The sequence below is a fragment of the Arthrobacter sp. AD-310 genome (assembly GCF_054656615.1).
Genome location: NZ_BAAHNO010000027.1, coordinates 21,100 through 42,491, shown reverse-complemented (window position 1 = coordinate 42,491; position 21,392 = coordinate 21,100). Strand labels below are relative to the sequence as shown.

Annotated in this window: 25 protein-coding genes and 1 pseudogene; 14 read left to right on the top strand and 12 right to left on the bottom strand. The window is 67.6% G+C overall.

The genetic code is table 11. The features are described from left to right. Positions 1-23 precede the first annotated feature (23 nt). The 3 genes from ACYQ1Z_RS15790 to ACYQ1Z_RS15780 are packed head-to-tail and all read right to left on the bottom strand — an operon-like array spanning position 24 to position 1,588. Positions 24-362, bottom strand: a complete 339-nt coding sequence (locus tag ACYQ1Z_RS15790) for a LuxR family transcriptional regulator (RefSeq protein ID WP_459793495.1) — start codon at positions 360-362, stop codon at positions 24-26. Between the two features lie 21 nt (positions 363-383). Then, the gene (locus ACYQ1Z_RS15785; RefSeq protein ID WP_459793494.1) at positions 384-1,046 is read right to left on the bottom strand and encodes a DUF6766 family protein; all 663 of its coding nucleotides are present in this window, start codon (positions 1,044-1,046) and stop codon (positions 384-386) included. Between the two features lie 29 nt (positions 1,047-1,075). After that, positions 1,076-1,588 carry a DUF6328 family protein gene (locus tag ACYQ1Z_RS15780; RefSeq protein WP_459793493.1) on the bottom strand — a complete coding sequence of 171 codons (513 nt, stop codon included), beginning with the start codon at positions 1,586-1,588 and terminating at the stop codon, positions 1,076-1,078. A 208-nt stretch (positions 1,589-1,796) separates the two neighbouring features. Here ACYQ1Z_RS15780 and ACYQ1Z_RS15775 point away from each other — a divergent pair, with 208 nt between their 5' ends. The 5 genes from ACYQ1Z_RS15775 to ACYQ1Z_RS15755 all read left to right on the top strand — a co-directional run bounded on the left by ACYQ1Z_RS15775 (position 1,797) and on the right by ACYQ1Z_RS15755 (position 6,158). Further along, positions 1,797-2,696 (top strand): SDR family oxidoreductase, encoded by a 900-nt coding sequence (locus ACYQ1Z_RS15775; RefSeq protein ID WP_459793492.1) that lies wholly within the window; start codon positions 1,797-1,799, stop codon positions 2,694-2,696. Between the two features lie 36 nt (positions 2,697-2,732). Further along, positions 2,733-3,107, top strand: a complete 375-nt coding sequence (locus tag ACYQ1Z_RS15770; protein ID WP_459793491.1) for a hypothetical protein — start codon at positions 2,733-2,735, stop codon at positions 3,105-3,107. A 176-nt stretch (positions 3,108-3,283) separates the two neighbouring features. After that, positions 3,284-4,153, top strand: a complete 870-nt coding sequence (locus tag ACYQ1Z_RS15765; protein ID WP_459793490.1) for a glycosyltransferase family 2 protein — start codon at positions 3,284-3,286, stop codon at positions 4,151-4,153. Positions 4,154-4,356: 203 nt separating this feature from the next. Beyond that, positions 4,357-5,280: a GAF domain-containing protein gene (locus tag ACYQ1Z_RS15760; RefSeq protein ID WP_459793489.1), complete on the top strand. Its 924-nt coding sequence runs from the start codon at positions 4,357-4,359 to the stop codon at positions 5,278-5,280. Then, complete coding sequence (locus ACYQ1Z_RS15755) at positions 5,277-6,158, top strand: SGNH/GDSL hydrolase family protein (RefSeq protein ID WP_459793488.1); 882 nt, start codon at positions 5,277-5,279, stop codon at positions 6,156-6,158. The genes ACYQ1Z_RS15760 and ACYQ1Z_RS15755 overlap by 4 nt, the downstream gene beginning before the upstream one ends. Before the next feature lie 21 nt (positions 6,159-6,179). Here ACYQ1Z_RS15755 and ACYQ1Z_RS15750 read toward each other — a convergent pair. After that, a pseudogene (locus ACYQ1Z_RS15750) lies at positions 6,180-7,531 on the bottom strand (uracil-xanthine permease family protein). A 198-nt stretch (positions 7,532-7,729) separates the two neighbouring features. Here ACYQ1Z_RS15750 and ACYQ1Z_RS15745 point away from each other — a divergent pair. Beyond that, positions 7,730-8,335 carry a malonic semialdehyde reductase gene (locus ACYQ1Z_RS15745; protein WP_459793487.1) on the top strand — a complete coding sequence of 202 codons (606 nt, stop codon included), beginning with the start codon at positions 7,730-7,732 and terminating at the stop codon, positions 8,333-8,335. A gap of 126 nt (positions 8,336-8,461) precedes the next feature. Continuing rightward, positions 8,462-9,013 carry a 2'-5' RNA ligase family protein gene (locus ACYQ1Z_RS15740; protein WP_459793486.1) on the top strand — a complete coding sequence of 184 codons (552 nt, stop codon included), beginning with the start codon at positions 8,462-8,464 and terminating at the stop codon, positions 9,011-9,013. Here ACYQ1Z_RS15740 and pgm read toward each other — a convergent pair. After that, positions 9,010-10,671 carry a phosphoglucomutase (alpha-D-glucose-1,6-bisphosphate-dependent) gene (gene pgm, locus ACYQ1Z_RS15735; protein WP_459793485.1) on the bottom strand — a complete coding sequence of 554 codons (1,662 nt, stop codon included), beginning with the start codon at positions 10,669-10,671 and terminating at the stop codon, positions 9,010-9,012. The genes ACYQ1Z_RS15740 and pgm overlap by 4 nt on opposite strands. A gap of 262 nt (positions 10,672-10,933) precedes the next feature. Between pgm and ACYQ1Z_RS15730 the strand changes: the two genes are divergently transcribed. Beyond that, a complete protein-coding gene (locus ACYQ1Z_RS15730; protein ID WP_459793484.1) occupies positions 10,934-11,860 on the top strand; it encodes a nuclease-related domain-containing protein in 927 nt (308 codons plus the stop codon). Here the strand turns inward: ACYQ1Z_RS15730 and ACYQ1Z_RS15725 are convergent. Next, the gene (locus tag ACYQ1Z_RS15725) at positions 11,820-12,830 is read right to left on the bottom strand and encodes a LysR family transcriptional regulator ArgP (protein WP_459793483.1); all 1,011 of its coding nucleotides are present in this window, start codon (positions 12,828-12,830) and stop codon (positions 11,820-11,822) included. The two genes, ACYQ1Z_RS15730 and ACYQ1Z_RS15725, sit on opposite strands and share 41 nt — an antisense overlap. A 94-nt stretch (positions 12,831-12,924) precedes the next feature. Between ACYQ1Z_RS15725 and ACYQ1Z_RS15720 the strand changes: the two genes are divergently transcribed. Together ACYQ1Z_RS15720 and ACYQ1Z_RS15715 are read left to right on the top strand one after the other, a co-directional pair. Then, positions 12,925-13,497, top strand: coding sequence for a LysE/ArgO family amino acid transporter (locus tag ACYQ1Z_RS15720; RefSeq protein WP_459793508.1), 573 nt, complete (start codon positions 12,925-12,927; stop codon positions 13,495-13,497). Positions 13,498-13,555: 58 nt separating this feature from the next. Next, the gene (locus ACYQ1Z_RS15715; RefSeq protein ID WP_459793482.1) at positions 13,556-13,990 is read left to right on the top strand and encodes a DUF4190 domain-containing protein; all 435 of its coding nucleotides are present in this window, start codon (positions 13,556-13,558) and stop codon (positions 13,988-13,990) included. Between the two features lie 4 nt (positions 13,991-13,994). Here ACYQ1Z_RS15715 and ACYQ1Z_RS15710 read toward each other — a convergent pair whose 3' ends face one another. The 5 genes from ACYQ1Z_RS15710 to ACYQ1Z_RS15690 all read right to left on the bottom strand — a co-directional run bounded on the left by ACYQ1Z_RS15710 (position 13,995) and on the right by ACYQ1Z_RS15690 (position 17,038). Beyond that, a complete protein-coding gene (locus ACYQ1Z_RS15710) occupies positions 13,995-14,417 on the bottom strand; it encodes a LapA family protein (RefSeq protein ID WP_459793481.1) in 423 nt (140 codons plus the stop codon). A gap of 81 nt (positions 14,418-14,498) precedes the next feature. Beyond that, on the bottom strand, positions 14,499-14,858 hold the full coding sequence (locus ACYQ1Z_RS15705; RefSeq protein ID WP_459793480.1) for a hypothetical protein: 360 nt from the start codon (positions 14,856-14,858) through the stop codon (positions 14,499-14,501). A 93-nt stretch (positions 14,859-14,951) separates the two neighbouring features. Continuing rightward, a complete protein-coding gene (locus ACYQ1Z_RS15700; protein ID WP_459793479.1) occupies positions 14,952-15,155 on the bottom strand; it encodes a hypothetical protein in 204 nt (67 codons plus the stop codon). Between the two features lie 123 nt (positions 15,156-15,278). Then, positions 15,279-15,506 (bottom strand): hypothetical protein, encoded by a 228-nt coding sequence (locus ACYQ1Z_RS15695; protein WP_459793478.1) that lies wholly within the window; start codon positions 15,504-15,506, stop codon positions 15,279-15,281. Between the two features lie 125 nt (positions 15,507-15,631). Beyond that, positions 15,632-17,038: an amidase gene (locus ACYQ1Z_RS15690; RefSeq protein WP_459793477.1), complete on the bottom strand. Its 1,407-nt coding sequence runs from the start codon at positions 17,036-17,038 to the stop codon at positions 15,632-15,634. A 142-nt stretch (positions 17,039-17,180) separates the two neighbouring features. On the opposite strand from ACYQ1Z_RS15690, the gene ACYQ1Z_RS15685 reads away from it, so the two are divergent. From ACYQ1Z_RS15685 to ACYQ1Z_RS15675, 3 genes are all read left to right on the top strand, one after another. After that, positions 17,181-17,507: a rhodanese-like domain-containing protein gene (locus tag ACYQ1Z_RS15685; RefSeq protein ID WP_459793476.1), complete on the top strand. Its 327-nt coding sequence runs from the start codon at positions 17,181-17,183 to the stop codon at positions 17,505-17,507. Continuing rightward, positions 17,507-18,499: a prephenate dehydratase gene (gene pheA / locus ACYQ1Z_RS15680; protein WP_459793475.1), complete on the top strand. Its 993-nt coding sequence runs from the start codon at positions 17,507-17,509 to the stop codon at positions 18,497-18,499. The genes ACYQ1Z_RS15685 and pheA overlap by 1 nt, the downstream gene beginning before the upstream one ends. 91 nt (positions 18,500-18,590) lie before the next feature. Further along, complete coding sequence (locus tag ACYQ1Z_RS15675; RefSeq protein ID WP_459793474.1) at positions 18,591-18,791, top strand: hypothetical protein; 201 nt, start codon at positions 18,591-18,593, stop codon at positions 18,789-18,791. 115 nt (positions 18,792-18,906) lie between these two features. Here ACYQ1Z_RS15675 and ACYQ1Z_RS15670 read toward each other — a convergent pair whose 3' ends face one another. Beyond that, positions 18,907-19,962 (bottom strand): diacylglycerol/lipid kinase family protein, encoded by a 1,056-nt coding sequence (locus ACYQ1Z_RS15670; protein ID WP_459793473.1) that lies wholly within the window; start codon positions 19,960-19,962, stop codon positions 18,907-18,909. 90 nt (positions 19,963-20,052) lie between these two features. Here ACYQ1Z_RS15670 and serS point away from each other — a divergent pair, with 90 nt between their 5' ends. Next, positions 20,053-21,333 carry a serine--tRNA ligase gene (gene serS / locus ACYQ1Z_RS15665; RefSeq protein WP_459793472.1) on the top strand — a complete coding sequence of 427 codons (1,281 nt, stop codon included), beginning with the start codon at positions 20,053-20,055 and terminating at the stop codon, positions 21,331-21,333. Positions 21,334-21,392 lie beyond the last annotated feature (59 nt).

The following is a 21,392-nucleotide window of genomic DNA, read 5'->3' as shown; positions in this document are numbered from 1 at the left end:
GGGCCTGAGTGGAACCCCGCCGGTCAGCCCACGATGGTGGTGTTGCGGCGGCGGCGCCAGATCAGGACCAGGACCAGCACCAGCACCGCGAGGCCGGCGATAACCCACGGCGCCCAGTTCAGCCGTGTCGATTCGTTCTGCGCCGATTCGCCGGTGCCCGGGTTGGCCGGGCCTGTGGAAGCGGTGTCGCCGGGAGAGGGGGTGGGCGTGTTGCCCGCGAGGACATGGACGTCAGCGGGTTGCGCGGCGGCGGCGTGCCCGGCGGGTGCGGCGAGGGGGGCTGCGGAGGCTGCGCCTGCGGACAGCGCCGGAGCGACGGCCAGCAGCAGGGCAAGCAGGGCGGTCTTCAGGATTGTTCTCATCGGTTCCTCTCGTGGTCCGGCTCAGGCGCCGGTCTCGTAATGGGGTTCGGCCACCGGCTTGGACTCCGGTGAGCCTTTCTCGCGAAGGTAGACGGACGCACCCACCAGGACGGCGACGGCCAGGAACTCGCTCTGCCAGTTCTGGAAGGACTCGAACCAGAACCTGCTGGTGCCGATGTACTGCAGGATGCCCACTGTCGGTTCGCCATGGCTTTGCTGCTCCTCGTTGTAGGCTTCCGTGCCTCCGATCGCGTGCATCGCCATCGACGCCAGGAACAGTGCGAAGAAGAGGATGGACAGGGAATGCTCATAGAACTTGAGCGCGACGCCGCCCCGCTTCACGGGCCACGGGGTGGCCTTCTTGATTGCTGCGTGCCGCGGGTCTTCATCCTGCGGGGCATCCTTGCCCATCGGCTTCGACTCGGAGGAGCCTTTCTGGAACAGGAAGATGGTCAGGACCACGTACATGCCCATCTGCAAAAACTCTGATTCCCAGTTCTCGAAGGTAGCCTCGAGGAAGTCGCCGGTGGCCAGGAACTGCAGGACCGTAACAGCAGGCTCGCCGTGGGCCTGCTGTTCCTCACTGTAGGCTGCGGCTCCGGAAAGGATCATCCCTCCGAAGAACAAAACGAACAGCGCGATGTTCGCCAGCAGCAGCCCGTGCTCCTTTGCCCATTTGCCCATGTTCCGCTCCCTTCCTGGAGTTTCTGGTCCTAGAGCTGCTGGTCCAGCTTGCCGGCCGCGGCTTTCCTGTTCAGGTGGATCGGGACGTAGACCAGGAGCGCCACCAGGAAGGCCAGCAGGCTTCCGCCGGCTGTGAGCCCGGCGGTCCGCCCGGCCGCCACATCGAACACGAGCGCGGCGGTGCCGGCACTGAGCAGCGCGATGCCGGCCAGCGTTATCTTGGCGATTGTGTCACCGCTGGACACCAGGGTTTCCTTCAGCCGCTTCCTGAAGAGCCTCCGGTGGACGCTGACGGGGAGAAGGATGAGTGCGGTGGTCAGTGTCGCAATGACCACGTTGGTGAGGTACAGGTTCACCTGGAAGTCGTCGAGTCTTTCGAAGCGTGACTGGAAGGGAAGCGTGAGCAGGAAGCCGGCCAGGATCTGCACCCCCATCTGCAGCACGCGCAGCTCCTGCAGCAATTCAGCCCAGTTGCGGTCCAGCTGTTCCTCGCGGGTCTCGTTTCGGCCCGTTCTGCCGGTGTAATCCTCCACCTCGGACATGGCGTCTCCTTCCTGGCAAGCCAGCCACCTGCTCTCTTTCTACTCCCCCCGTACCCAGAAGCAAGGCTCGCATTGCACCAAAACCATCATTTGATAAGTTTACTGATTATTACCATCGAACGGTGGACTTGTTCCACCGGCCGGGATAGCTTCAAAGAGCCGGTGCACCTGCGGCTCTTTGAAAACCGACGTACTGAGTAGGCGGACTATGAGCGGCACAGAAAAGCAAACAGACCAGCCAAAGGATCCCCGGGGCGGATACCATTCAGGACCCTTCCCGGAACAGGAACAAAAGCAGCCCGGCCTCACGGCGCCCATGGAGCCCAAGCCGGACCATGGCGAGCTCAGTTACGAGGGCCATGGAAAGCTCGAAGGCAAGGCGGCGCTCATCACCGGCGGGGACTCCGGCATCGGCAAGGCGGCGGCCATCGCGTTTGCCCGCGAAGGGGCCGACGTCGCCATTTCCTACCTCCCCGAAGAGGAAGCCGACGCGCAGGACACCGCCGACTGGATCCGGAAGGCCGGCCGCCGTGCCCTGCTGTTCGCCGGCGATGGCCGCGAAGAGGATTTCAGTACCCGGATCGTGGAGGAAACGGCCTCCGAGTTCGGCCGCCTGGATGTTGTGGTGCTGAACGCGGCGTACCAGAAGAACCGTGACAGCCTTGAGAGCCTGCCCACCGAGGAATTCGACCGCGTCTTTAAGACCAATCTCTACTCCCTGCTGTGGAGCGCGCGGGCAGCCGTGCCGCACCTGAAGGCGGGGGCCTCGATCATCACCACCGCATCGATCCAGGCTTTCAACCCGTCGCCGGGACTGATCGATTACGCCATGACCAAAGCCGCCCAGGTGGCATTCACCAAAGCCCTTGCCCAGGAACTTGGTCCCAAGGGGATCCGGGTGAACGCCGTGGCCCCCGGCCCCATCTGGACGCCGCTGATCCCCGCCACCGAGTGGCCGGACAAACTGCCCAAGTTCGGCCAGGACACGCCGCTGGAACGTGCCGGGCAGCCGGCCGAACTCGCCGCGGCCTACGTCTTGCTGGCCTCGGAGGACGGGTCCTACATCTCGGGGGCGGTGCTCCCGGTGACCGGCGGCAAGGGCCTTTAGGCATCAGCTTTTATCCGCAACGCAAAAGGAGGAACCATGACGCAGGAAAACCAGAACCCGGCACCGGAATCCGCCCCGGGCGGCTACGGCACTCCCACCGCCGAGCAGGAACTCGGCGGCCAGGGCGCGGGCCAGCAGCAGGACGCCGGCCAGCAGAACGCCGGCCAGCAGGGCGCCGCCGACACCAATGAGCCCCAGGACGGCCCGGGCGCAGATGCCGTGCCCCGCGACGCAGACCTCCCCTCCAGCGCGGCGGAAATCGACGAGTCGAACGACGACTCCCGCGGCTCCGCCCCGGTCTCCTCAGAGTCTGGCCAGGAGGCCGCCGGTATCCCGGACGGCAGCGGCAACGACCTGCCGAAGGAAGAGCAACCCAACGACGACGGCGGTGAAAGCTTCGACGCCGGCTGACGGTCAGTAGCACCTCGGCAAGCCAGAGCAGGCCCCTGTTCCCGATCTGCCCACCCGGCAGGACGGAAACGGGGGCCTTCTCCGTTGCTGCCGCATACCTGGCTTCCGGCTGGGTAAAGGACCTTGGGAACCAGATTCGCCAGCTGCCGGCGTACCTGCCGGCGCCAGGAGGGGTTGTGAGCAGGAGATCGTCAGAACAGTGGGCGCAGCCGGTCGGCGTGCCCCCGCAGGTGGACGTGGACGTGTTGGTACCGACCTGCGACAGGCCCGCGGAGCTCGCCGTCACCCTCGCGGGGCTTGCCGGACAGGCGGAGCCTGCGTTCGCCGTCGTCATCAGCGACCAGTCCGCCGGTGACCCCGGGTGGGAGCACCCCGCCGCGGCGGCAATGGTGCGGGTCCTCCGCGCGCAGGGGCGGCCGGTGACGCTGCTCCGCCATCTGCCGCGGCGCGGCCTGGCCGAGCAGCGGCAGTTCCTGCTGGAGCAGTCCACCGCGGACCGGTGCCTGTTCATTGACGACGACATCTGGCTGGACCCCGGGGTGCTGGAGCGGCTGATGGTGGCGTTGGATGAGCTTGGCTGCGGCTTCGTCGGCATGGCACCGCAGGGCTTGTCCTACCTGGGGGACAGGCGGCCCCACGAGACCGCCGTCTTCGAGGCCTGGGAAGGGGGAGTGGCGGCGGAGCGGATCCGTCCCGGCGCCCCCGGTTTTGACCGGTGGCCACTCCACAACGCCGCCAACCTCAGCCATCTCAGCGCGGACCTGTCGCTGCAGCCTGGCCAGTGGGTGCCCTACCGGGTGGCGTGGCTGGGCGGCTGCGTCATGTACCGCAGGGAGGCGCTCAACGACGTCGGCGGTTTCGGTTTTTGGCGGGAGCTGCCCGAACACCATGCGGGGGAGGATGTCCTGGCGCAGTGGCAGGTCATGGAACGGTCCGGCGGGGCGGGCATCCTGCCGTCCGGGGCCGTGCACCTGGAGTCGCCCACCACCGTGACAGACCGGCAGGTGGAGGCGTACGAGGTGGTCCTCAGGCACGACCTCGTGTGAGGACGCCGCAGGTCAGTGCCCGGGCTTGAAGGCGGGCCTCACGCCAAAGCCGAAGGAATGAACAGCCGGGTAAGACCGCCCTTCAGGAATTGGGGGTGGATACCCGCAGGATTCGTGTATTTCTCCCCACCTGCGTCCTTCCGCGACGTATTCTAGGAAAAGGTTTTGCAGTAGGCCGCAGCGCTTCAATCAAGGCGTGGAGTATGGCCGCTGAACCCTCGGGGCAGGTTGGCTGGGGACCGCTTCCATTGCCACCGGAGCCGGTGTGCGACAGCAAGGATGTCGAAACCTACCTCTGGGAGGTCACCCATGACTTCATGACGGACATCAAGGGTGAGCGCCGGGGTATCTCCTGGGCGGCAACCCTCTTCCGCCTGGGCAAAGCACATACCCTCGCCGCCAGCACGGACCAGGCCCGCGAGGCGGACCGCGAGCAGTGCTCCTTCGCGGACGGGCCGGTCATGGAGGCCCTTCGAACCGGAGAGTTCGTACTGCTGTCGGATCTCAGCCGCGACCGGCGCTGGCCCGGCTACTCCAGTGCCGCCGCCGGCCACGGCGTCCAGTCGCTCCTGTCCGCACCCATCGTGTCCGAAGGCACCGCCAGTGCGGCGATCAACCTGTACGCCGCCGCACCCCACACCTTCAACAGTGACGACCTGGTCCGGTCCCGCAGCTATGTGCGCCAGGTTGCCCGCGCGCTGCGCGTGGTGGTGCGGGTGGCGGAACGTGCGGAAACGACGGCGGGGATCGCCGTCGTGCAAAGCTCGCTGGTCCTGGTGGACCTTGCGGTGCGCAGCCTCATGAACGAGTACGGACTGACCCGCGAGGGTGCGCTGCGGTTCCTGCAGACGCAGGCGTTGCACCACGAAGTGGACCTGCGGGACGCGGCGTTGAACGTCGTCGCGCCCGGCGCGGCAATGGACCGTCCTGCCGCAGTGGACCGCCCCGCCGCAGTGGACAGCCCAGTTGCCCCGGCTTCCGGGCGCAGACAGGAACCGCCCGACAGCGTCGAGGACTTCCGCCTCCTGGCGCCGGCGGAGCAGGACAACCAGCAAGGAACGTCATCCGCGACGGGGGCTGCAAAGAAGCGGCGCCCGCCCTCAACCGTGCGAAGGAGGACGGCATGACAACCGAAAAGCAGGACGTGCGCGTACGCCAGGAACCCGAGGCCAGTCACCCCTGGCGCCGGTTCGTGGCCCTGGGGGATTCTTACACGGAAGGGGTTGGCGACCCCGAGCCACGCAGCCTGGGCGGCCTTCGGGGCTGGGCCGACCGGGTGGCGGAGGAACTGAGCGCGGGCCAGCCGGGCTTCGCCTACGCGAACCTTGCCGTCCGCGGGATGCTGCTGCGCCAGATCCTCGACGGGCAGCTGGCCCCCGCCCTCGCCCTGAAGCCGGACCTGATTGCGATGTCCGGTGGCGGCAATGACATCCTCTTCCGCCGCGGCGACCCTGACAAGCTTGCGGTGAAGATGGACAGGGCAGTCGAGATACTGGCAGCAACGGACGCCAAGGTCCTCCTCTTCGCAGGCCCGGACTGGGGCGGCACCCCGGTGTTCAGCCAGATCCGCGGAAGGATCGCCATCTACAACGAACACCTGCACAAGATCGCGCTGCGCCACCACGTCACGATGGTGGACCTGTGGTGCCTGCCCGAACTCCAGGACGTGCGGATGTGGGACCCGGACCGGCTGCACCTCTCGCCGCTGGGCCACCATGCGGTGGCGGTAGCCACGTTGAACGCGCTGGCCGTTCCGCACTCGCTCAAGCCGCTGGAGCCCAGGGAGGTGCCGGTCCACGGCTGGACCCAGGCAAGGGCCGAGGACCTGATGTGGGCGCGGCAATACCTGTTCCCGTGGATGCTGCACCAGATCCTGCCGCACGGCCATGACCTCCTGGCGGCGAAGCGGCCCAAGCCCGGTCCCGTCTTCCGGGTTGGCAGGGGCGGCGCGTTCCCGCATGTACAGCCTGCAGTGGAGGAATCCGGCGCGGGGGAAGTCGCCTAGCGGGAAGGGCGGTCCGCGGCCCTAGCGCTTTTTGGGGTGCCGCTTGGCCGCGGCGTTCAGCGCTGCCTTGCAGCGGGCGGCAGTCCCGCCTGCTCCGATTCCGGTTCCGCCACGGTTCCGCGGGCTTTCGCGATGGCCTTCATCCCGTGGTAGATCACCAGCGCAGCAGCCGACCCCAGGGCGATGCCCGTGAAGGTCAGTTCGCCGATGGTCCAGGTGTAGTCCGCGATGCCGATGATCAGTGCGCCGGCGGCGGTGGTCAGGTTCACCGGGTTGGCGAAGTTCACCTTGTTCTGCACCCAGATCTTCACGCCCAGGATGCCGATCATGCCGTACAACATGGTCGCCGCGCCGCCCAGGACCCCTGGCGGGACGGTGGCGATGAGTTCCCCGAACTTGGGGGAGAAGCTCAGCAGGATGGCGAAGACGCCTGCAACCCAGTAGGCCGCCGTCGAGTAGACCTTGGTGGCGGCCATGACGCCGATGTTCTCGGCATAGGTGGTGGTTCCTGAGCCGCCGCCCACACCGGCGAGGACCGTCGCGGCGCCGTCGGCCATCAGCGCACGCCCGGAGACGCCGTCGAGGTTCTGGCCGGTCATGGCGGCCACGGACTTCACGTGACCGATGTTTTCCGCCACCAGCACCAGGACCACCGGCACGAACAGGCCCAGGACGCCGATGTGGAACTCCGGGGTCTGGAAGTGCGGCAGGCCCACCCAGGCTGCGGCGTCCATTTTTTCGTAGCTGACTTCACCGCGGAGCATGGCCACCAGGTAGCCCACCACCACGCCCACGAGGATGCTGAGCCGTCCCAGGATCCCGCGGAACAGGACGCTGGTGAGGATGATGGTGGCGAGGGTGACGACGGCGGTGACGGGCGCGGCGTCGAAGTTTTGCTTGGCGGCCGGTGCAAGGTTCAGGCCGATCAGCGCCACGATGGCGCCGGTAACGATGGGCGGCATGAGCCGGTTGATCCATTCGGCGCCGAACTTCTGGACGATGGCACCCACCAGGGCAAGCGTGGCGCCGGCCAGGACCACGCCGCCCAGTGCACCGGGCACGCCGAACTGCTGCTGCGATGCCATGATCGGCGCGATGAACGCGAAGCTTGAGCCCAGGTAGCTGGGCACCCGGCCTTTGGTGATCACCAGGAACAGCAGCGTGCCGATGCCGGAGAAGAACAGCGTGGTGGCCGGCGGCATGCCGGTGATGATGGGCACCAGGAACGTGGCGCCGAACATGGCCACTACGTGCTGCATGCCCACGCCGATGGTCAGCGGCCAGGTGAGCCGCTCATCAGGATTCACCACGTGGCCGGGCTTGATGGACTTGCCGGTTCCGTGCAGCTTCCACTTGATTCCGAGCATGCTCATGGGAGGGGGCCTTTCAGGGGGGTGCCGCCGGCGGTGAAGATCAGATGCCACCAGAATACCGCCGCCCCGGCATGGGCGCTGCCGTGTGGCCAAGGTCACGGACCGTCGCGGGAAGAGGACGCGGGTACTTGAAGTTGCAACTATGGACAGCGAAGAGGCCGCCCCGGCTGGCGGGGAGGCGCAGCGAAAGGTAAGCCCATGACCATTGCCCATGAAGAAGCGGTTATCGATCCGGCCGCCGTCGACGCCATCTTTGCCCAGGCCCGTACGGCCAACTCGTTCACCGGGGAAGTGACCGAGGAACAGGCCCAGGCCATCTACGAACTCACCAAGTTCGGCCCCACCGCGTTCAACTCCCAGCCCCTGCGCGTCACCTACGTCCGCTCGGACGAGGCCCGCGCCAAGCTCGTCGACGCCCTGATGCCGGGCAACCGCGCCAAGACCGCTTCCGCCCCCCTGGTGGCCATCCTCAGCTACGACACCGACTGGGCCGGCCAGTGGGACAACTTCCTGCCCGGCTACAACGCCCCCAAGGCCATGTACGACGCCAACCCGGAACTGGCCGCCACCACGGGCAACAACAACGCCCACCTTCAGGCCGGCTACTTCATCCTGGCCGTCCGCTCCCTCGGTTTCGCCGCCGGACCCATGACCGGAGCCGACTTCGGCGCCATCGACGAAGCGTTCTTCCCGGCCGGTGACCAGAAGAGCTTCCTGGTGGTCAACATCGGCCAGCCCGGTGAGGACGCGTGGGGCGAAGCCAAGCCGAAGTTCGCCTACGAGGACGTCGTCCGCACCGTCTAATCCCCACCACGCGCTATCACCTCCCGCGTCCTTTTCCCTAACGCGCCATCATGTCGTGATGGCGCGTTAGGGCTTTAAGGGCAGGAGGTGATGGGGCGTTTGTGGGGGAGGTGGGAGACTGGGGGCATGCCTGCGCAGAACCGGAAACCACTGCGGAACCTCATCTTTGTGGCGTTCGTCGAGCCGGTGGCTGAGGGCGCGGTGTTCCTGCGCACGGACTGGCCGCTGCACATCACGCTGCTAAGGTTCGACGCCGGCGCAACGGACGGTGCCGATCCCGCCGGACGCGTCGCAACGCTTGCGGAAGGCCCGGCACAGGCAGCGCTCGGCGCAGAACTGACCGTGGGACATGACGCCGCATTCGGCCGGAACGGGTCCGTGCCCGTCAGCCTGGTGAAGCCCGACAAGACGCTGCAGGCCCTGCATGAGGCGTTGGTGGAGGCCGTGACAGCGGTGGACGGCCGCATCCTTACGCCGCGGCACACCATGTCCGGCTACCGCCCGCACGTCTCCCACCACAGCGCCCCCGGGCGCGACGTCAAGCGGCTGAACCCTGGCGACGCCGTCGTGCTTGACCGCATTGCACTGGTGGACATGGCGCCGGATGGTGACCACACCATCCGGCGCGTCCTGCGGCTCTGGAGCCAGCCGGCGAAATCGGCCCCGGAAACCGGCTAGGCGATGACGCCGTCCACCAGCGCCTTGGCCTCGGCCTGCACCTGCTTGAGGTGCTCCTCGCCCTTGAAGGACTCGGCGTAGATCTTGTAGACGTCCTCGGTGCCGGACGGCCGGGCAGCGAACCAGGCGTTTTCCGTGACCACCTTGAGCCCGCCGATGGACGCGCCATTGCCCGGCGCCTCGGTGAGCTTGGCGGTGATCGCCTCGCCCGCGAGCTCGGTGGCCGTGACGTCGGCGGCGGACAGCTTGCCCAGCTTGGCCTTCTGCTCACGCGTGGCAGCGGCGTCGATGCGTGCGTACACGGGTGCGCCGAACTGGTCCGTCAGCCCCTTGTACAGCTGCGACGGTGACTTGCCCGTGACGGCGGTAATCTCCGAGGCGAGCAGGGCCAGCAGGATGCCGTCCTTGTCCGTGGTCCAGACGCTGCCGTCCTTCTTGTTGAACGAGGCGCCGGCGGACTCCTCGCCGCCGAACGCGCCCTCACCGGAGAGCAGGCCGGGCACAAACCACTTAAAGCCCACCGGAACCTCGACCAGCTTCCGGCCCAGGCTCTGCGCCACGCGGTCGATGATGGAGGAGGACACGAGGGTTTTGCCCACCACGGAGGCCGGGTTCCAGCCGCTGCGGTTGCGGTACAGGTAGTCGATGGCGACGGCGAGGTAGTGGTTGGGGTTCATCAGCCCGCCGTCAGGGGTGACGATGCCGTGCCGGTCCGCGTCGGCGTCGTTGCCGGTGGCGACGTCGTAGGCTGCGGTCCCGTCCGCTCCCGCCGCCATCCGCTGGATCAGCGATGCCATGGCGGACGGCGAGGAGCAGTCCATCCGGATCTTCTCGTCCCAGTCCAGGGTCATAAAGGCCCACTGGGGATCGATCGTGGGGTTTACCACGGTCAGGTTCAGCTGGTGGCGCTCGCCGATCTCGCCCCAGTAATCCACGGAGGCCCCGCCCATGGGGTCGGCGCCGATGCGGACACCGGCCTCGCGGATGGCGTCGAGGTCCAGGACGGAGGGGAGGTCGTCAACGTAGCTGCTGAGGAAGTCGAACTTGCCCGTTGTGTCCGCGGCGAGGGCGTCGGCCAGCTGGATCCGCTTGACGCCGCGCAGGCCGTTTTCGAGCAGTTCGTTGGCGCGGTTGGCGATCCAGCCGGTCGCGTCGGAATCGGCGGGTCCGCCGTGCGGCGGGTTGTACTTGAATCCGCCGTCCGCGGGCGGGTTGTGGCTGGGGGTGACAACTATGCCGTCAGCCTGGGGTGCGCCCGGGGCGGCGTTCCGGTTGTACGTCAGGATCGCGTGGCTCAGGGCCGGGGTGGGGGTGTAGCCGTGGCGGGCGTCGATCAGCACCTGGACGCCGTTGGCTGCCAGTACCTCCAGCGCGGAATTCTGCGCGGGCTCGCTGAGCGCGTGTGTGTCCTTGGCCAGGAACAGCGGACCGGTGACGCCCTGCGCCGCCCGGTATTCCACGATGGCCTGGGTGATGGCAACAATGTGCTGCTCGTTGAAGGACGCCTTGAGGCTGGAGCCGCGGTGCCCTGACGTACCAAACACCACGCGCTGTCCGGGATCAGCCAGATCCGGGGTGATGTCGTAGTACGCGTCAAGGAGCGCAGTGATGTCAACAAGGTCCTGGGGTTGGGCAACTGTGCCCGCGCGGCTAGCCATGGCTCCAGCATGCCAGAACCTTGCAGGAGTCAAAACGGACCCGCCCACATTGCGCGCCTGTGACGCGGTCCGCGTCATCAAGACCGGTGGTCGGATACGCGTAAAACCAAGTACCGCACCTGAGTACCCGCCCCGGAAAGTACCTATATACCGGCCCCCGTGCCCGCTGTTAGTTTCGAAAAATCCGGACGGAGATCCGCAGGACAAGGACGACGGCGGCCTGCCGCCGCGCGTTGTTACGGCAGGAAAGCAGGAACCGACCATGGGGGCAGGAGACGGGGCAGCCGAGCAGTCCAGGCTGGCCGCTGAAAGGGTTGCCAGGCTCAAGCGCCAGCTCGACCAGGCCGAACGTGCCACGAAGGCGTGGGACGCGGGCGCGGCGGGTGAACGTGTGGTGGCCGACAAACTGAGCGAACTGGTGCCGCGCGGCTGGTACGTGCTGCACGATGTGCACTGGCCGGGAAGGCCGAAGGCCAACCTGGACCACGTGCTGGTTGGGCCCGGCGGTGTTGTTGTTGTGGACGCCAAGAACTGGACCGGCGAGGTGCGCGTTTCCTCCGGGGTGCTGTGGCAGGGCCGCTACGCACGGACGCAGGCGGTGGAGGGTGCGCTCGCCCAGTGCGCCGCGGTCGCATCCGTGTTGGCCCCGCCGCACCGGAGGCTGGTGCGGCCGCTGATCTGCATGGCAGCCCAGCCGGACCTGTTCGGCGTCACCAACTCGGATGTCGCCGTCGCCGGTGCCCGGCGCGTGGTGGGGGCGATCGAGTCGCTGCCGCCTGTGCTGGACCAGCAGACCGTGGTGGGACTGTATGCGCACCTGGGGCAGCAGCTCACGCACGAGCAGGAGCCCGGCATCACGGCGTTCCGCGGCGTCCAGGCCGGAACTGTTGTCCGTCCCGCTGGAGGGCTGCCGCCGGGAGGCCCGCGGACAAAGGCTTCGCAGCCACAGGATTCGCGGCCAAACGGTGCAGGGAAAAAGGGCCCGGTCGAAGGGAATGGCCGCAGCGCCAGCGTTGCACGGCACCCCGCAGGGCGGAAGCTTCCGCCGGCGGCAGGGCATACGGGAGGGGCGCGGCACGGCCGGAGCAGCAAGGCTCACGAGCATGGCGGCACAAGTGCCGGGCGGCTGGCGCTGCTGGCGGCCTTCGTTATTTTTGCCGTGTACGTTTTGCCGTACCTGACGCGATAGTTCCCCCGCCGGCATCCCGGCTACCAGCGGTGGCGGTACCGCCGCGACCCGTACTGCCGCCGCTTCCCGTACTGCCGCCGTGGCTGCTGCCCGGCGCGGGGGAGCGAAGCCTGCCCAGGCTGGCGTCACGGACCGCTGCCCCCATGCGGTGGAGCCGCCCAGAGTCCAGCGTCCAGGACTGCCAGTAGAGCGGAACGTCCTCATGGATGTTTTTCCCCAGCAGGACCAGCGACCCTTCGGCGAGTTCGTCGCCGAGCTGCAGTTCCGGAAGCATGCCCCAGCCCAGGCCCGCTTTGACGGCCGCGAGAAACGCCTCCGAGGACGGGACGGTGTGGGTGGGCGGAGCCTGTGCAACGCCCTTGGCGGCCAGGAACCCGCGCTGCAGGGTGTCCTTGGCATTGAACTTCAGCACCGGCATACGGGCCCAGTCAACGGTGTTGCCCCGGGCGAAACGCTGCCGCAGGCCCGCGGCGGCGACCGGGACGTAGCGCATGTGGCCGAGCAGTTCCGCCCGGCATCCGTTCACCGGGACGGGGTCCGAGGTCACGGCACCCATGACATCGCCCTGGCGCAGGAGGTGGCTGCTGAACCCCTGGTCCTCCACGTGCAGGTCCAGGGTGGTGTCCGGCCATGTGGCAGCTGCGGCGAGGACGGGCACGAACCATGTGGCCAGCGAATCGGCGTTGATGGCCACGGACAGGACACTCCGCGCGGCCGTGCCGGTCCCCAACGCGGCTGCTGCTTCCGCCTCAAGTACCTGAACCTGCCGGGCCATCCGGAGGAGCACCGCCCCGGCGTCGGTGGGCGTGCACGGGACCCGGCGGCGCACCAGGACCTGCCCGGTTGAGGCCTCCAGCGCTTTGATTCGCTGGCTGACCGCCGACGGAGTGATCCGCAGGAGATCGGCCGCGGCCTCGAAGGTGCCCTCGTCAACGACTGCCATCAGGGCCCGCAGGTGTTCCAGGTTCATGAAGCAATTCTAATGAAAATGAAGAATCATTCGTTTGTCTTCAGCCCGGCTGGTCCGTACCGTCAAAGCCATGCTGATGACAGGAATGACCGGAATGCTGACGGGGCTGGCGCTGATTGTGGCCATCGGTGCGCAGAACGCATTTGTCCTCCGCCAGGGCGTCCGCCGGGAACACATCGGAGCGGTGGTTGCCGTGTGCATGGCCGGAGACGCTGCCCTCATCCTTGGCGGGACGGCCGGCATCGGGGCACTGGTGACCCAGTTTCCCGAGGCTCTCGAGGTGCTCCGATGGGGTGGCGCGGCCTATCTGGCCTGGTTCGCGGCGCGCTCCTTTATTTCGGCGCTGAAGCCGTCATCCCTCGCGCAGGAAGCGCCCCGGTCCAGGGGATCCGTTGTCACCAGCGCCGTGGCGCTGACCTTCCTGAACCCGCACGTCTACCTCGACACGGTGGTGCTCCTGGGCAGCCTGGCCAACCAGCAGGGGCCGGACCTCCGGTGGGTTTTTGCGGGCGGGGCCGTGGCGGGCAGCATCACGTGGTTTTCCGCTCTCGGGTACGGCGCCCGGGCACTGTCCGGGGTCCTCGGCAGCCCCCGGACCTGGCGTTTCCTGGACCTGGGCATTGGCCTCATCGTGCTTGGCCTCGCGGCCAAGCTCCTCCTGGGGTGACCGGGGACGGAAACTTCTGCAGGCGATAGGCTGGAGGCCGACATCCAGGGGGAAAACCATGACTGACCAGCCTTCCGACCGCCCTGATTCCCGGTGGCCCGGCCCGCCGCGCAACGACGCCGCCCCGCCCGTTCCGCCGGCGGGCTCCGAACCTCCTCGCTTAATGCCGCCCTACGGCCAGCCCGGTTCCTTCTACGGCCAGCCGGCCGGCCCCTACAGCCAGCAGGGCTACTACGGGGTCCCTGCCGAGCCGAAGACCCTTAGCATCGCCAGCATGGTGTGCGGCATTGCCTCGGTGATCATGGGCTGGCTGCTCCTGCCCCAGATCGCCGCCATCGTTACCGGGCACATGGCGCTCAAGCGCGAGCCCGGCGGCAGGGGCATGGCCATTGCGGGCCTGGTGCTGGGGTACCTGTGCCTGCTGGGCTATGGCGTGTTCTGGCTGCTGCTGATCGTCGGGATCGCCGTCTCGTCCACCTCGTACGGGTACTGACCGTTTAGCGGCGCTGCCCCGCGCGTGCCCGGTGCGCGTTGGCGCGCAGTTGGAGGATCCGGGCGCCGCCGGCGGCGGCCACCAGGACCCCGCCGGTCACGCTGGCAATAAACAGCGCCATGCCCAGGGGGACGGCGCCCTCGAGGCCCAGGAACTTGACCAGGACCAGTTCCTGGTTCTGCAGGATAAAGATGATCAGCAGGATCAGCAGGACCAGGGCGGCGACCACTGCTGCCCAGATGACTCCGGTCCGGGTGACCCGGCGTTCGGCCGCGGGGCCGGCAGCCGGCGCGGGTCCCCCACCCGGTGTGTCCGGCCGGTAGGAGGGCGCATTGCTGTACTGCCCGGCTGGTCGGCCGTCCGAAGGCACTCCGGCTTCCGGCTCCCGCCGCCCGTCGGATCCTGGCGTGTACTGTCCGGCGCTCATGGTCATCCCCTTCCCTGAATGCTAAGCATGCTTACCACTCAACCCTAGCCGCGGGCTTTGCGGCAGCACAACAATGCGGCCTCACGTGTTGGCAAGGCGTTCAGCGTGCACAAGCTCGCCAGGTGCCAGTTCGCCGGCTGCGGCCTCAATCAAGAGCCAGCGGGAGATACGGCCGTCAGGCCCCGCTTGTGAGCCGCGCGCCAACGCGGCGGTTATCCGACGGCGGACCTCGCCTTCCTGCTCCGGGTCCGCCGCGAAGATCGTCCGCAGGCCCAGCGTTCCGCCCTCGCGCTGTACAGCCGTATGGTGCGCCGCGAGTGGACAGGGCGGCGGATGCTGCCAGTGGCCGCACAGAGCAACCGTGATGGCGGCTCCCGGTGCGCCCGGGTCGCCGTCGTTCTCCATGCGCAGGGAAGCGGTGTGGACGTAGTATCCGCGCATGGGCAGGTTCTCCGTAAGTAGTGCGTCCCAGACAGGGCGGAAGGGCCTCCGCGTGAACTGGTCCAGTGCGGAGGCCCTTCCGTTGGTGGGACGTTACACCGTTTCCTTGCTCCGTTCAGCGGAGGGGGTGCGGGGTGTTGGCGTCCTGCGCCAGCTGGGGAAGGCCCAGAACGTGAAGTCCTGTGCCTTGACCCGCGGCTCCGGCGTCTCCACCGGGGTTTCATGCTTGGCTTCAGGCTGGCGGTCGGCTTCCTTCTTGTAACTCCGCCCGAAGTCCTTGCTGTATCCGTAGCACATCACAGACCTCCTATTCGTGACTGCCCCTTAATCCTCCTCCTGATACCCCGGGGAGTCGACACCCTGTGTGTGGGCCCGGAGCCGGAGCGGGGGCTGTGCACGGTGACGGTCAGCGGCTGCGGGTCAGGCGCCTGTGGCCACCGACTCCGCCTCCTGCGGCCCGTGGAAGTCGCAAGGACCCGGATGGCGCAAGGGCAGGAGGCATGTCCGGCCTGTGGGAAGGTGCACCAGGGCGCAGCGGCCCGCCTGGGCCAGGTCCTCCCGGACGTTCGGATTGCTCAGGTCCGGCCTCGGCGCGCCGCCATGCAGCACGGCTTCGGCGGACCCTGGAGCGGGAAGTTCGGCGTTCATGGGCAACTCCTCGTCGAGCGTGGGCCGGATGGAGAATGCAGGGGTGGTGACGCCCTTAAGAGTCTGCTCCTGCGTGGTTACAAGAGGGTTAAGCCTGCGTTAGGAACAGGTCAACGCGTCCTCCGCTAGAAGCCCAGCTGGGCGGCGACCTGCAACAACAGGGCCTCCGATCCCGTGGGACCCACCAGTTGGATGCCCATCGGCAGGCCGTTACCGGGATGGCCGCCCGTCCAGTAAACGGGAATGGTGACCGCGGGCAGCCCGCACACGTTGACCATGGACGACCAGGGCGCGAACTCGCACTGTTTGCGGTAGTCGGCGTCCGCGTCTGCATGCCACTGCGCGGCGGGCCAGCCGTCCTGCCCGTGGCCCGGCCCGGTGAACCAGCCCACAGGCCGCGGGGTCTGGGCCAGCGCCGGCATCAGCATCAGGTCCCACTGGGCGTACTGCGCCACCGTGTCCTGCTGGAAGTGCCGCAGGAACGCCAGTGCTTCTGTCAGCTTGGCGGGGCTGCGCTGCTGCGCCCGGCGGCGGAAGGTGCGGGTCAGCGGGGCAAGCAGGGCCTCCCGTTGCGGACTGATCCGGGCGCTGCCCACCCCCGCCGTCCAGGCCGTGGTGAAGGCGTCCGGATACCTGTTGTCGTACCGGATGCCTGCCTCGGCCACGGCATGACCCGCCTCCTCCAGGAGCTTCTCGCCTGCCCTGAGGGCATCCAGGGCCTCCTGGTCCGGGCTGAACGGGAACGTCCCGGACCAGGGGCTGTCCAGTGTGACGCCGATCCTCAGCCGCGGCGGTTCCCGGTCTACGGACTGCAGGAAGGTTCCACCCGGCACCATGGCATCCATCAGGAGTGCGGCATCGGCGGCGCTCCTCGCCAGCGGTCCGGGAACCACCAGCCGGGCGGGGTCGCCCTGGCTTTCGCCGGCGGCAACAGTGCCCCGGCCCGGCTTCAAGCCGACCAGTCCGCACGCTGCCGCAGGGATCCGGACTGAACCTCCGCCGTCGGTCCCAGGCGCGAAAGGCAGCATGCCGGCCGCCACCGCGGCAGCGCTGCCGCCCGATGAGCCGCCGGAGCTCCTGCTCGGCGCGTGCGGATTGCGCGACGGCGGCGCGATCCGGTTTTCGCTGTATGCCGTCAGTCCGAACTCGGGCACCTGCGTCTTGCCCAGGGAGACCACGCCTGCCTCCTTCAGGAGCGCCACCAACGGAGCGTCTGCCGGTGCCGGCTTATGGTCCACGGCCGCGCTGCCGTGCGTTGTCACGACTCCCGCCACATCCGTGAGGTCCTTGAAAGCCGACGGCATCCCATGGAGGAGCGGCAGTTCCCCTCCCCGTGCCTTGATGTACCGGCTGTCGGCGTCACGGGCCTGCGCCAGGGCCTGGTCCGCCGTCACGGTCACAAACGCCCCGAGGAGCGGATTGCGTTGTGCGATGCAGGCGAGGAAGTGGGTTGTGGCTTCCGCCGCGGATACTTCACCGGTCCGCAGGCTGTTGCGCAGTTCGACGGCGGACAGCTCGTGGAGCTCAGGCATGGATGGCGGGCTGCGGTGCGGGCACGGGACCTCGGTTCCTGGACGCTTCGGTTTCCTAGAAGCGTAGCCTCCTCCCGGGACCTGCGCGGAAGGAAAGCACTAGGCTTAATGCTGACCCAGATCCGCCATGACAGGACTTCCCATGAGTGATTTCGATACCGTTCCCGTCCGCGACATCCCCGACGACGCCGTTGTGGTGGACGTCCGCGAGGACTACGAATGGGTGGCCGGGCACGCCGAAGGCGCCGTCCACATTCCCATGGACCAGATTCCCGCGCGCCTGGAAGAACTGGACCCGGACGAGGACCTGTACATCATCTGCCGCACCGGCGGACGCTCCTTCCGCGTCGCGCAGTGGCTGACCAGCCAGGGCTACACCGCCATCAACGTGGCTGGCGGCATGGACCAGTGGCTGGAGCTCGACAAGCCGCTGGTGTCGGACAACGGGCTGAAGCCGATCGTCCTCTAATGCAGAACCCGGACATGGGCCCCGACGCGACCTACGCGTTCCTTGGACCGGAAGGGACCTTCACCGAGGCCGCCCTGATGCAGGTACCGGACGCGGCGGCGGCCACCCGAATCCCGGCGTCGAGCGTCAACGCGGCCTTGGACCTCGTCCGCGACGGGTCCGTGCAGGCCGCCATGGTTCCCATCGAGAACTCGGTGGAAGGCGGGGTCACGGCAACACTGGACGCCATTGCCGGTGGGCGGGAACTGCGCATCATCCGGGAAGTCCTGGTGCCCATCTCGTTCGTCCTGGTGGCACGCCCTGGTACCCGGCTGGCCGACGTTCGGAGAGTATCCACGCACGGGCACGCGTGGGCGCAATGCCGTGTGTGGATGGACCGCAACATTCCCGCCGCGGAATACGTCCCCGGCTCCTCCACGGCAGCCGCGGCCATGGGGCTCTTGGAGGAGGGCTGCCACTATGACGCCGCCATCTGCGCGCCGCTGGTTGCCACGGAGCAACCCGGGCTCGCAGTGCTGGCCGAGCACATCGGCGACAACCCGGCTGCGGTCACCCGGTTCATCCTTGTCAGCCGTCCGGGTGTTCTCCCGGAGCGGACTGGTGCCGATAAGACCACCGTCGTGGTTCCGCTTCCCGAGGACCGGCCCGGTGCCCTGATGGAGATCCTGGACCAGTTCGCCAGCCGCGGCGTGAACCTCAGCCGGATCGAATCGCGGCCCACCGGCCAGTACCTTGGGCACTACTTCTTCAGCATCGACGCCGACGGGCATGCGGGCGACGCGCGTGTCGCCGACGCCCTTGCGGGCCTGCACCGGATCAGTCCCGCAACCCGCTTCCTGGGCTCCTACCCCAGGGCGGACAGGCAGGAAACAGTGGTGGAAGCACACACCTCTGACGAGGCGTTCGCCGCCGCAAAGGACTGGGTCGCATCCATCCTGCGGCCTGCGCCGTCACTGCAGGAAAACGCTTCCGCCGCTTCGCCCACAGCGTAGGCAAATGCCGTTCCGGGTACTTCCCGGGGCTGTGGACAATGCGTATGCTTACTTGATCCACATGGATGGCCCCTAACGAAGGGAGCGGGTCATGACTGCCAGCAGCACCGAAAACGATGGCCAGGGGATGATCGTCAACCCCCGGCCCACCGCCGACAACCAGGACTGGGACGGCGACGAAGCAGACCGTGCTGACCGCCTCCGCTTCGAGGAGGAACAGGCAATGATCCGGGAGCAGTCCGAGGCCCGTGCCGCAGCGAAAGCCGCAGCCGCCAAGGAATCCGACGCCTGACCCGCCGCAAGCCGCAATTCCGACCGCCTGCGAAACCCGACCGCCCGCGCAACAGAAACACCAGCAGCCCAGGCATCCGTCAGCCGGAAGCATCAGCCGGCCGGCCGTCGTCGTCCTATATTCCGCCCTTGACGCGCACCAGCAGGGACCTCGGGTCCACCTGCACGGTGAGGCGCGTCGCCTCACCCGAGGTGTCGCCGTCGAGCTGTGTGGGCATGGGTTCAGGGCACTTGATGACGATCCTGCCGGACCGGTAGACCGTCATGATCGGCAGTTTCCCGCTGTGCTTGAACATGATCTTCACGTACATCAGCAGCCACCCCAGGGCGCTGCGGGGACTCATCACGACCACGTCCAGCATGCCGTCGTCGATCATGGCCTGTGGGATGAAGTCGATGCCGCCGGGCACCAGGCCGCAGTTGGCGAACAGGACGCTGCGGATGTTGCGCACCTGTTCCGGGCTGCCGTCCAGCGAGATGGAGATCTTTTTCCGCCGGCCGGGCAGGTGCCGCATGCCAGCTTCGGTGTAGGCGAGCCAGCCCACCGCTTTCTTCAGGCCGGCGTTGGTGTCCGCCAGGACTTCGGCGTCCATGCCGATGCCGGCGATGACCAGGAACACGTGCTCCGAGGAATGCCCGGTCCGGGAATTCTCAATTCCCATCCTGGCGGTGTCGATGAAACGCTGCCGGCCAAAGAGCGCGGTCTGCACGTTGCCGTGGAGGTCGCTGACGTCCAGCTCAATATTGCGGGCCAGGAGGTTGCCGGTTCCGAGGGGGATGACGCCCATGGCAACGCCGGTATGGGCCAGGGACTCGGCCACCACCCGCACGGTACCGTCCCCGCCGCCCACCAGGACGACGTCGGGTTTCAGCGCCAAAGCGGCGTGTGCCTGGGAGAACCCGGGATCCTCAGCCGTGGTCTCGAAGAAGGCCGGCTCATCCCAGCCCGCGGCCAGGCAGGCACGGTGGATGGTTTCCTTTGCTTCCCCGGAGCGGGCCTTGATCGGGTTGAGGATCACGGCCACCCGCTGCCGGGCGAGCCCTGACTCGTGTGCCGCTTCTCCCACGGCGCTGCGGACATGCAGGGCCTTGAGCTTGCGCACGCCCCACCAGCTGGAGATGGCGAAGGCAAGCGCCACCCCGATCAGCACGTAGAGTATCCAGTCGCTCATGGTGGTTCAACAGTAGCCCGGCGCGCGGTGCGCGGCCCGGCACGCGTGGCGGCCGCCCGCCGTCGTGCGCGTATTGGATACCCTTGTCTGGTGATCGACGTAAAAGACCTCAGCGAAAACCCGGACAAGTTCCGTGCCAGCCAGCGCGCCCGCGGCGCGGACGAATCCGTGGTGGATGCGATCATTTCCGCCGATTCCGCCCGCCGGGCAGCGCTGATCCGGTTCGAAAACCTGCGCGCCGAGCAGAACGCGTTCGGCAAGAAGGTGGCGCAGGCCAAGGGCGAGGAGAAGCAGGCCCTGCTCGCCGAGGTCAAGGAACTGGCCAACGCAGTCAAGGCCGCATCCGCCGAGGCGGACGCCGCGCAGACCAAGCAGGACGAACTGCTGCGGACCATCCCCAACCTGATCGAGGACGGCGTTCCCGAGGGTGGCGAGGACGACTACGTGGTGGTCAAGACCGTCGGCACCCCGCGCGAGTTCCCGGACTTCGAACCCCGTGACCACCTGGAAATCGGTGAACTGATCGGCGCCATCGACATGGAACGCGGCGCCAAGGTTTCCGGTGCCCGGTTCTACTTCCTCCGCGGCGTGGGCGCCCGGCTGGAAATGGCGCTGCTGCAGATGGCCATGGACCAGGCCATCGAGGCGGGCTTCATCCCCATGATCACCCCAACCCTGGTGCGTCCGGAGACGATGCAGGGCACGGGCTTCGACGTCAAGCACGACGCCGAGATCTACCGTCTGGCCGAAGACGACCTTTACCTGGTGGGCACGTCCGAGGTGTCCCTGGCCGGCTACCACGCCGACGAAATCCTGGACCTCTCCGCAGGTCCCATCCGCTACGCCGGGCAGAGCTCCTGCTACCGCCGCGAGGCCGGCTCCCACGGCAAGGACACCCGCGGCATCATCCGGGTGCACCAGTTCAACAAGGTGGAGATGTTCATCTACACCACCGTTGAAGAGGCCGCCGCCGAGCATAAGCGCCTGCTCGCCTGGGAAGAGGAGATGCTGGCCAAGTGCGAGCTGCCCTACCGGGTGATCGACACCGCCGCCGGCGACCTCGGCACCTCCGCGGCCCGGAAGTTCGACTGCGAAGCCTGGGTCCCCACCCAGGGCGCATACCGCGAGCTGACCTCCACCTCCAACTGCACCACCTTCCAGGCCCGCCGCCTGAACATCCGTGAGCGTGCGGTGAACGCGGATGGCGTATCCAAGGGCACCCGCGCCGTGGCAACGCTGAACGGCACCCTGGCCACCACCCGCTGGATCGTGGCGTTGCTGGAGCACCACCAGAACCCGGACGGGTCCGTCAACGTCCCCAAGGCACTGCAAGGGTATCTGGGCGGCCTCGAGGTCCTGCCGGTCCTCTAGGGTTTCTATTCCCGGGCTTGTCCGCGGCTCCGGGCCTTGAAGGGCCGGATTCGCGGACA

Bases quoted from the DNA above. Each gene is read 5' to 3' on its own strand.
- ACYQ1Z_RS15705 (WP_459793480.1), bottom strand. From the start codon at position 14,858: ATGCGCGGATACTACGTCCACACCGCTTCCCTGCGCATGGAGAACGAC.
- ACYQ1Z_RS15720 (WP_459793508.1), top strand. From the start codon at position 12,925: ATGCTGACGGGGCTGGCGCTGATTGTGGCCATCGGTGCGCAGAACGCA.
- ACYQ1Z_RS15675 (WP_459793474.1), top strand. From the start codon at position 18,591: ATGACTGCCAGCAGCACCGAAAACGATGGCCAGGGGATGATCGTCAAC.
- ACYQ1Z_RS15715 (WP_459793482.1), top strand. From the start codon at position 13,556: ATGACTGACCAGCCTTCCGACCGCCCTGATTCCCGGTGGCCCGGCCCG.
- ACYQ1Z_RS15745 (WP_459793487.1), top strand. From the start codon at position 7,730: ATGACCATTGCCCATGAAGAAGCGGTTATCGATCCGGCCGCCGTCGAC.
- ACYQ1Z_RS15730 (WP_459793484.1), top strand. From the start codon at position 10,934: ATGGGGGCAGGAGACGGGGCAGCCGAGCAGTCCAGGCTGGCCGCTGAA.
- ACYQ1Z_RS15790 (WP_459793495.1), bottom strand. From the start codon at position 362: ATGAGAACAATCCTGAAGACCGCCCTGCTTGCCCTGCTGCTGGCCGTC.
- pheA (WP_459793475.1), top strand. From the start codon at position 17,507: ATGCAGAACCCGGACATGGGCCCCGACGCGACCTACGCGTTCCTTGGA.
- ACYQ1Z_RS15755 (WP_459793488.1), top strand. From the start codon at position 5,277: ATGACAACCGAAAAGCAGGACGTGCGCGTACGCCAGGAACCCGAGGCC.
- ACYQ1Z_RS15700 (WP_459793479.1), bottom strand. From the start codon at position 15,155: ATGTGCTACGGATACAGCAAGGACTTCGGGCGGAGTTACAAGAAGGAA.
- ACYQ1Z_RS15775 (WP_459793492.1), top strand. From the start codon at position 1,797: ATGAGCGGCACAGAAAAGCAAACAGACCAGCCAAAGGATCCCCGGGGC.
- ACYQ1Z_RS15690 (WP_459793477.1), bottom strand. From the start codon at position 17,038: ATGCCTGAGCTCCACGAGCTGTCCGCCGTCGAACTGCGCAACAGCCTG.
- ACYQ1Z_RS15695 (WP_459793478.1), bottom strand. From the start codon at position 15,506: ATGAACGCCGAACTTCCCGCTCCAGGGTCCGCCGAAGCCGTGCTGCAT.
- ACYQ1Z_RS15725 (WP_459793483.1), bottom strand. From the start codon at position 12,830: ATGAACCTGGAACACCTGCGGGCCCTGATGGCAGTCGTTGACGAGGGC.
- pgm (WP_459793485.1), bottom strand. From the start codon at position 10,671: ATGGCTAGCCGCGCGGGCACAGTTGCCCAACCCCAGGACCTTGTTGAC.
- ACYQ1Z_RS15780 (WP_459793493.1), bottom strand. From the start codon at position 1,588: ATGTCCGAGGTGGAGGATTACACCGGCAGAACGGGCCGAAACGAGACC.
- ACYQ1Z_RS15785 (WP_459793494.1), bottom strand. From the start codon at position 1,046: ATGGGCAAATGGGCAAAGGAGCACGGGCTGCTGCTGGCGAACATCGCG.
- ACYQ1Z_RS15685 (WP_459793476.1), top strand. From the start codon at position 17,181: ATGAGTGATTTCGATACCGTTCCCGTCCGCGACATCCCCGACGACGCC.
- ACYQ1Z_RS15770 (WP_459793491.1), top strand. From the start codon at position 2,733: ATGACGCAGGAAAACCAGAACCCGGCACCGGAATCCGCCCCGGGCGGC.
- ACYQ1Z_RS15740 (WP_459793486.1), top strand. From the start codon at position 8,462: ATGCCTGCGCAGAACCGGAAACCACTGCGGAACCTCATCTTTGTGGCG.
- ACYQ1Z_RS15670 (WP_459793473.1), bottom strand. From the start codon at position 19,962: ATGAGCGACTGGATACTCTACGTGCTGATCGGGGTGGCGCTTGCCTTC.
- ACYQ1Z_RS15710 (WP_459793481.1), bottom strand. From the start codon at position 14,417: ATGAGCGCCGGACAGTACACGCCAGGATCCGACGGGCGGCGGGAGCCG.
- ACYQ1Z_RS15760 (WP_459793489.1), top strand. From the start codon at position 4,357: ATGGCCGCTGAACCCTCGGGGCAGGTTGGCTGGGGACCGCTTCCATTG.